This window comes from Rathayibacter sp. YIM 133350, from assembly GCF_037404875.1.
Taxonomy (GTDB): domain Bacteria; phylum Actinomycetota; class Actinomycetes; order Actinomycetales; family Microbacteriaceae; genus Orlajensenia.
The window spans coordinates 73,630-81,223 of record NZ_JBBELO010000026.1 but is presented as its reverse complement, the minus strand read 5'-3'; the positions used below and the strand labels follow the sequence as shown (position 1 = coordinate 81,223).

The window sequence follows — 7,594 nt, the reverse complement described above, 5'->3', positions numbered from 1 at the left end:
GGCGCGGCACGCCGAATCGCCTCGCTTTTCGGAATCTCCTCGCTTTTCGGTCTGGGGAGGTGGCCGGGAACGCGACGCGCGGGCGCCGTCGGGGCTCAGGCCTGCGTCGGCCAGTCGCGCTTCGGCGAACCGATGTAGAGCTGCTGCGGGCGCCCGATCTTGGTCTGGGCGTCAGTGTTCATCTCACGCCAGTGGGCGATCCATCCGGGGAGGCGACCGATGGCGAACAGCACGGTGAACATGCGGGTCGGGAAGCCCATCGCCTTGTAGATGACGCCGGTGTAGAAGTCGACGTTCGGGTAGAGCCTGCGCTCCTTGAAGTAGTCGTCTTCGAGGGCGATCTGCTCGAGTTCCTGGGCGAGGTCGAGCAGCGGATCGTGCACGCCGAGCGAGGCGAGCACCTCGGTGGCGCTCTCTTTCACGAGGCGCGCACGGGGGTCGTAGTTCTTGTAGACACGGTGACCGAAGCCCATGAGCTTCACGCCGTCTTCCTTGTTCTTGACACGCTCGACGAAGCGCTGCACCGACTCACCGGAATCGCGGATGCGGGCCAGCATGTCGAGCACGGCCTCGTTCGCGCCGCCGTGCAGCGGCCCATAGAGGGCGTTGATGCCGGCCGAGATCGAGGCGTAGAGGTTGGCGCCCGTCGAACCGACGAGGCGAACCGTCGACGTCGAGGCGTTCTGCTCGTGGTCCTCGTGCAGGATGAGCAGGCGATCGAGAGCCTTCGAGAGCACGGGGTCGATCTGGTAGACCTCGGCGAGGTTCCCGAAGTTCAGCTTGAGGAAGTTGTCGACGAACGAGAGCGAGTTATCGGGGTAGAGGAACGCCTGGCCAACGGACTTCTTGTGGGCGTAGGCGGCGATCACCGGCAGCTTCGCCAGCAGGCGCACCGTGGTGAGTTCGACCTGCTCGGGGTCCTTGGGGTCGGAGGAGTTCTCGTAGTACGTCGAGAGCGCGGAGACGGCGCTCGAAAGCACCGACATCGGGTGAGCCGTGTGCGGCAGCGCCGAGAAGAACCGCTTGAGGTCTTCGTGCAGCAGTGTGTGCCGACGGATCTTCTCGTCGAACTCCCCGAGCTGGTCGGCGGTGGGAAGCTCGCCGTAGATGAGCAGCCAGGCCACCTCGAGGTAAGTCGAGTTGGCAGCGACCTGCTCGATCGGATACCCGCGGTAGCGCAGGATTCCCGCATCGCCGTCGATGTAGGTGATCGCGGACTTCGTCGCGGCGGTGTTGACGAACCCGTAGTCCAGGCTCGTCAGGCCGGTCTGCCGCGTGAGCGACGAGAGGTCGATGCTCGAGGCACCGTCCACGCTCGGCAGGATCGGGAATTCGGCCTGGCCGCCGGGGTGACTGAGCACCGCCTTCTGCGGCTGGTCAGCCTGTGCCTCGTTTCCCACTCTCGCCTCCTGAGCATTCGTGAACGTGATGGGTCCCCCGCGCGCGGTGGCGCAGCCGGACGAACCCCTGGTACAGCCTAATCGGCAGCACGGGGGCGCACGCACACGCCCTCGCGGCGCCGGACGACCGCCGGTGCCGGTTCAGCTCGCCCGCAGCCGGTCCGCAGCGGACGCGATCGCGGCATCCGTCGCCGTCAGGGAGAAGCGCACATGCTGAGGGAAGAACTCGCCGTAGAAGTGCCCCGGTCCGGCGATGATGCCGAGCTCTGCGAGTCGTTGGATGCTCTCCCAGCCATCGCGGGACTCCGTCGCCCAGAGGTAGAGCCCCGCCTCGCTGTCATCAACGCGGAAGCCCGCGGCCAGCAGCGCCGGACGCAGCACCTCGCGGCGTTGCCGGTAGCGCTCGCGCTGCTCGGCCACGTGAACGTCGTCTGCGAGCGCGAGAACCATGGCCTCCTGCAGCGGGGCGGGAACGATGAGTCCGGCATGCTTGCGCACCGTGGCGATCCGCTTGATGAGACGACCACAGCCGGCGATGAAGGCCGCCCGGTACCCGGCCATGTTCGACTGCTTGCTCAGCGAGTAGATCGCGAGCGTGTTGGAGCGGTTCTCGCCGATCAGGCGAGGGTCCAGGATGCTCGGAATGCGCTCGGCGTCCCACGGAGCCTCCCAGCCGAACTCGGCGTAGCACTCGTCGTTCACGATGATCGCGTCGAGCTCGAGCGCTCGATCGTGTGCCGCGCGCAGGGCATCGAGGCCGAGCACACGACCATCGGGGTTGCCGGGAGAGTTCAGCCAGACGAGCGCGGTGTTCTCCGGCCATTCCGCCGGGTCGTCGCTCGCGAGCGCCGTCGCGCCGGCGATGGCGGCACCGATCGCGTACGTCGGATACGCAGCACGGGGGTGCACGACGACGTCGCCCTCACCCACACCCAGCATGAGCGGCAGGAGGGCGACGACCTCCTTCGAGCCGATGCTCGGAAGCACGTTGGCCGTCGTCAGGTTCACGCCCCGACGCCGCGCGTACCAGTCGACGATGGCCTCGCGCAGGGCTGGCGTGCCGACCGTCAGGGGGTAGGCGTGCGCATCCGTCGCCGCACTGAGGGCATCCCGCACGAGTGCGGGAGTGGGATCGACCGGCGAACCGATCGAGAGGTCGATCGCGCCGCCCGGATGCCGTCTCGCCTGCTCCGCGTACGGCGCCATGCTCTCCCAGGGGTAGTCGGGAAGGGGCGCGAGCCCCATCAGTCGACCTGTCCCATCAGTGGGCCTGGGGCGGCAGCACGGCGATGACCGGGTGGTCCTTGGCAATGACGCCGACCTTCGCCGCGCCTCCGGGAGACCCGATGTCGTCGAAGAACTCGACGTTGGCCTTGTAGTAGTCCGACCACTGCTCGGGAAGATCGTCCTCGTAGTAGATCGCCTCGACGGGGCAGACGGGCTCGCAGGCACCGCAGTCCACGCATTCGTCGGGGTGGATGTAGAGCGAGCGCTCTCCCTCGTAGATGCAGTCGACGGGGCACTCGTCGATGCACGCGCGATCCTTCACGTCCACGCATGGAAGAGCAATGACATAGGTCACGGTGATCCGGTTCCCTTCGAGAAGATCTCTTTGCAGTCTACGCGCGCGTCGCCGACGGCAGCTTCGGCCAGGCCAGCACGAGAGCCGCAACAATCGCGGGAGTGAAGAGCCAGACGAGTCCCGGCGTTCCCTGCGGGATGAGGACGGAGCCGCCGACGCTGCGCAGCGACAGCAGCGCATTCACGCCCACGATCCCGATCGCGCAGGCGCCGACGACGAGCCGGTCCTGAAGGGCCAGGCGCAACCCGACGAGCAGGCAGATGACGCCGGCGATGGCAAGGATGAGCCCCCACGGCACGCTCAGGCCCGCGACGGCGACGGTGGACTGGTGGGCGACCGTTCCCGCGGCCGCATACACCGCGCCGAGCACGAGGGCGATGAACGCCGTGCCCAGGCGAGCTCCCCACGAGGTGCGCTCGACGGGCGATCGGTCCAGCGACGACGAATCGCCGGCGCTCACGAGTGGCTCTGACATGGCATCCCTTCTGCGTGCACCCCGATTCCAGCGACTGCTGGGTACTGCCTGCGAACGACCTCGCGGCGACTGGACAGGCGACACGGCGGCGGTTAGAGTCGATTTCGGTTAGGTTAGCCTTACCAACTCCCCCGCTCCCCCAACGGAAATCAGTCGTGCTCGCAAACTACCTCATCGGACTGCGCGAGGGCCTCGAGGCCGGCCTCGTCGTGGGCATCCTGGTCGCCTACCTGCGCAAGGTCGGGCGCCTCGACGTGCTCCCGCGGCTCTGGGTCGGCATCGCCGCCGCGATCGTGGTCTCGCTGGGCGTCGGCGCGCTTCTCACCTGGGGTCCGTACGGCCTCAGCTTCCAGGCCCAGGAGGTGCTCGGCGGCACGTTCTCGGTGCTCGCCGTCGGGCTCGTCACCTGGATGATCTTCTGGATGGCCGGCCATGCCCGGGAGTTGAAGCACGACCTGCACACCCGCATGGATGCGGCCCTCGCCGGCGTCGGGGCCGGCATCGTCGTGCTCGGCCTGCTCAGCGTGGGCCGCGAGGGCATCGAGACCGCACTCTTCGTCTGGGCGACCGTCGCCTCGAGCGGCAATGCCGTGGCCGGCGGCATCGGCGCCCTTCTCGGCATCCTCACCGCCATCGTGATCTCGTACCTCATCTACCGCGGGTTCGTGCGCATCAACCTCTCGCGCTTCTTCACCTGGACGGGCGCGTTCCTCATCGTCGTCGCTGCGGGCGTGCTGGCCTACGCGGTCGGCGACCTGCAGGAGGCCGGCGTGCTTCCCGGGGTCGGCGTCGTGGCCTACAGCCTCGCCGGGCTCGTCCCGCCGACGAGCTGGTACGGGGCGTTGCTCGGGGGCGTGTTCAACTTCACACCCGAACCGACGTGGGCCCAGGTCATCGCCTGGTGCCTCTACATCGTGGTGGTCGGCGGACTCTTCCTGCGCCAGGTGCTCGGGAAGACTCCCGCACCTGCGGCATCGGCGGCAACCGCATCCGCCCCGGCGAAGGCGTCGGTCGGCAGCGTCGCCCCGCTCGTGCACCATTCCGCCTGAACCGTTCCTCCCATCTCTCACACCGCACCTCGAGGAGTACACCCATGCCCCGCAGACTTCTGGCCGGCGTCATCGGAGCAGGGGCGCTCGTGCTCGCGCTGACCGGCTGCGTGCCCAACAACACCGGGGACGGGAACGCGGCGGCCGCCGTCAAGGTCGCGATCACGGATGACACCTGCGCCGTGACCGAGAACACGACCCCCTCCGGCGCAACCGCCTTCACCATCACCAACACCGGCAGCGATGTCAACGAGTTCGAGATCCTCGCCTCAGACAAGCTGCGCATCGTCGGCGAGAAGGAGAACATCACCCCGGGCCAGACGGTCACCTTCACCGCCCAGCTCGAACCCGGCTCCTACTTCACGGCCTGCAAGTTCCAGCAGGTGGGCTCCCCCGTCGGGCTGGCCGCCTTCACGGTCACCGGAACCGCCACGGAACTCAGCTCCGACGCCAAGAAGCTCAGCGCGAGCGCCGTGACCAACTACGTGTCGTACATCACCTCGCAGGTCGGCGAACTCATCCCGGCCGTGCAGACGTTCACCACGGCCTACGCGGCCGGCGACGACGCGACCGCGCGCCGTCTCTTCCCTACCACGCGCGCCTTCTACGAGCGCATCGAGCCGACCGCGGAGGCCTTCGGCGACCTCGACCCCAAGCTCGACTACCGCGAGGTCGACGCCGCTGCCGAGGGCCTGGACTGGACCGGATTCCACCGCATCGAGAAAGACCTGTGGCCGCCGGCCGCCGACGCCCTGAACTCCGACGGCACGAGTGCTCTGCTCGACTGGGCACCCTCGTCACCCGAGCAGCGTCGGCAGTTCGCCGACCAACTCGTCGCCGACACCAATCAGCTCGCCACGCTCGTGAACGCCGACGACTTCACCGTGAGCCTCGCCGACATCTCCAACGGCGCCATCGGCCTGCTCGACGAGGTGGCGAGCGGCAAGATCACCGGCGAGGAGGACTGGTGGTCGGGGACCGACCTGACCGACTTCGCGGCCAACGTGCAGGGTGCCGACGTCGCCTACGGCAACGTGCGCGACATCGCGCTGAGCAAGGGAAGCGCCGGCAAGAAGCTGGCTGGCCGCATCGATGCGGAGTTCACGAGCCTGAACACCCTGCTCGCCCAGTACGGCAGCATCGACGCGGGTTTCGTGAACTACCACGACGTGACGGATGCGCAGAAGAAGGAGCTCTCCGACCAGGTGAACGCCCTGGCCGAGCCACTGTCCCGGCTCACGGCTCTCGTTCTGGGAGACTGACCGGATGACGCGCCGCCGCTCGGGAAAGCCGCTGCAGACGACGCCACGGGACGACGCTCCCGCGGCGTCTGCGGGCGTCTCCCGGCGCGGACTGCTCGGACTGGTCTCCGCGGGGGCAGCGGGGGTCGTGGTCGGGGGCGCCGGTGGCGCCGCGATCGGAACGGGCGTGGCGGCCGCGGCCGCGAGCCGGAACGCCGTCTATCCATTCTACGGGGAGCACCAGGCCGGCATCACGACCCCGGTGCAGGACCGCCTGCACTTCGCCGCCTTCGACATGGACGCCTCAGCGCGTCGGCAGGACCTCATCGACCTGCTGAAGGAATGGAGTGCGGCGGCCGCCCGGATGACCCGGGGCCTCGAGGTCGGTCAGCACGGCGCGGTCGGCGGCTCCGATGTCGCTCCGCCCGAGGACACCGGCGAGGCCCTTGACCTGCCCGCGGCGGGCCTGACCATCACCATCGGCTTCGGCCCCACGCTGTTCCAGGCGAGCGATGGCACCGATCGCTTCGGGCTCGCCTCGAAACGGCCGGAGCAGCTCGCTCCGCTGCCGCGGTTCGCCGGCGACAGCCTGCAGCCGGGCCTCAGCGGCGGGGACCTGTGCGTGCAGGCCTGCGCGGACGACCCGCAGGTGGCGGTGCACGCCATTCGCAACCTCAGTCGCATCGCGTTCGGCCGGGCGAGCATCCGCTGGTCGCAGCTGGGATTCGGGCGCACCTCCTCGACATCGACGAGCCAGGTCACCGCGCGCAACCTGATGGGGTTCAAGGACGGAACGGCCAACCTCAAGGCGGAGCAGCCTGCGGCGGTGCAGAAGCAGGTGTGGGTCTCCCCTGCCGAGGGCCCCGCCTGGCTGGCCGGCGGGAGCTATCTCGTCACCCGCAAGATCCGCATGGTCATCGAGACGTGGGACCGGGCCCAACTGCAGGAGCAGGAGCGGGTCATCGGCCGCTCCAAGGGCGTCGGCGCCCCGCTCTCGGGCGGTACGGAGTTCACCGCACCCGACTTCTCCGCCACCGGCGCCACCGGGTCACCGCTCATCGACAGGGCAGCCCACGTGCGGCTCGCGCATCCCGACCAGAACAAGGGAGCACAGCTGCTGCGGCGCGGCTACAACTACGTCGACGGCAACGACGAGCTCGGGCGTCTCGACGCCGGCCTGTTCTTCATCTCCTACCAGCGCTCGCCCGAACAGTTCATCGGCATCCAGCGAAACCTCTCCTCCGACGCGCTGAACGAGTACATCCGTCACATCGGATCTGCGATCTTCGCAGTGCCGCGCGGAGCCCGGGACGGCGCATTCGTGGGAGAAGAGCTGTTCGCCTGATCGGCCCGCCTCAGCCCGTGGAGGCTTCCACCGGGGTGACGGTGTAGATCAGGCCATCCTTGCTGCCGGCGACGACGACCCCGTAGTCCTCGTTCGTCATGGCCACCACGCCACCGTCGGCGCCCTGCATGTCGGCACCCTCGTCGGGCGTGAAACCCGCGACCTCGAGCTTGGCGCGCGCATCCGCCAGCGGATCGGCCCCCTTCGCGGAGATCGTCACGATCCAGCCCTTCTGGCCATCGCCGCTGCCGCGCGCGCCGAACAGCACCTCGCCCTCGACGACGGGCACCTCCTTCGGCCAGTCGGAGGGCAGCTTTCCGCTCCCCACGGCGACCTGGCCGCCGCTGACCTTGTTCACGATGTCCTGCACCGAGCACCCCGCCAGCGCAGGCGTCAGCGACACCACTGCAGCCAGGGCGATGGCGATCGGTCGATGCGGCCGTCGAGCGTGCGTGCGTTCTCTGGGCGCGTTCATGACGGGCCTCCCTCGCTCTCGCGCCCA

The 7,594-nt window shown here is 68.6% G+C and carries 8 protein-coding genes; 3 read left to right on the top strand and 5 right to left on the bottom strand.

Translation table 11 applies throughout. From position 1 onward, the window contains the following. Positions 1-95: 95 nt before the first annotated feature. From WDJ51_RS08180 to WDJ51_RS08165, 4 genes are all read right to left on the bottom strand, one after another. The gene (locus tag WDJ51_RS08180; RefSeq protein WP_337851946.1) at positions 96-1,400 is read right to left on the bottom strand and encodes a citrate synthase; all 1,305 of its coding nucleotides are present in this window, start codon (positions 1,398-1,400) and stop codon (positions 96-98) included. Between the two features lie 141 nt (positions 1,401-1,541). Beyond that, entirely contained in the window at positions 1,542-2,645 is a 1,104-nt protein-coding gene (dapC, locus tag WDJ51_RS08175) for a succinyldiaminopimelate transaminase (RefSeq protein ID WP_337851945.1), read from the bottom strand. A 16-nt stretch (positions 2,646-2,661) separates the two neighbouring features. Next, positions 2,662-2,982 (bottom strand): ferredoxin, encoded by a 321-nt coding sequence (gene fdxA, locus WDJ51_RS08170; RefSeq protein WP_337851944.1) that lies wholly within the window; start codon positions 2,980-2,982, stop codon positions 2,662-2,664. Positions 2,983-3,019: 37 nt separating this feature from the next. Continuing rightward, positions 3,020-3,457 (bottom strand): hypothetical protein, encoded by a 438-nt coding sequence (locus WDJ51_RS08165; RefSeq protein WP_337851943.1) that lies wholly within the window; start codon positions 3,455-3,457, stop codon positions 3,020-3,022. A 155-nt stretch (positions 3,458-3,612) separates the two neighbouring features. On the opposite strand from WDJ51_RS08165, the gene efeU reads away from it, so the two are divergent. The 3 genes from efeU to efeB are packed head-to-tail and all read left to right on the top strand — an operon-like array spanning position 3,613 to position 7,092. After that, entirely contained in the window at positions 3,613-4,506 is an 894-nt protein-coding gene (efeU, locus tag WDJ51_RS08160; RefSeq protein ID WP_337851942.1) for an iron uptake transporter permease EfeU, read from the top strand. 44 nt (positions 4,507-4,550) lie between these two features. Then, complete coding sequence (gene efeO, locus WDJ51_RS08155) at positions 4,551-5,768, top strand: iron uptake system protein EfeO (RefSeq protein ID WP_337851941.1); 1,218 nt, start codon at positions 4,551-4,553, stop codon at positions 5,766-5,768. 4 nt (positions 5,769-5,772) lie between these two features. Next, positions 5,773-7,092, top strand: a complete 1,320-nt coding sequence (gene efeB / locus WDJ51_RS08150) for an iron uptake transporter deferrochelatase/peroxidase subunit (RefSeq protein WP_337851940.1) — start codon at positions 5,773-5,775, stop codon at positions 7,090-7,092. A 10-nt stretch (positions 7,093-7,102) separates the two neighbouring features. Here efeB and WDJ51_RS08145 read toward each other — a convergent pair whose 3' ends face one another. Continuing rightward, the gene (locus WDJ51_RS08145; RefSeq protein WP_337851939.1) at positions 7,103-7,567 is read right to left on the bottom strand and encodes a hypothetical protein; all 465 of its coding nucleotides are present in this window, start codon (positions 7,565-7,567) and stop codon (positions 7,103-7,105) included. Positions 7,568-7,594 lie beyond the last annotated feature (27 nt).

Bases quoted from the DNA above. Each gene is read 5' to 3' on its own strand.
- dapC (WP_337851945.1), bottom strand. From the start codon at position 2,645: ATGGGGCTCGCGCCCCTTCCCGACTACCCCTGGGAGAGCATGGCGCCG.
- WDJ51_RS08165 (WP_337851943.1), bottom strand. From the start codon at position 3,457: ATGTCAGAGCCACTCGTGAGCGCCGGCGATTCGTCGTCGCTGGACCGA.
- efeO (WP_337851941.1), top strand. From the start codon at position 4,551: ATGCCCCGCAGACTTCTGGCCGGCGTCATCGGAGCAGGGGCGCTCGTG.
- efeB (WP_337851940.1), top strand. From the start codon at position 5,773: ATGACGCGCCGCCGCTCGGGAAAGCCGCTGCAGACGACGCCACGGGAC.
- WDJ51_RS08145 (WP_337851939.1), bottom strand. From the start codon at position 7,567: ATGAACGCGCCCAGAGAACGCACGCACGCTCGACGGCCGCATCGACCG.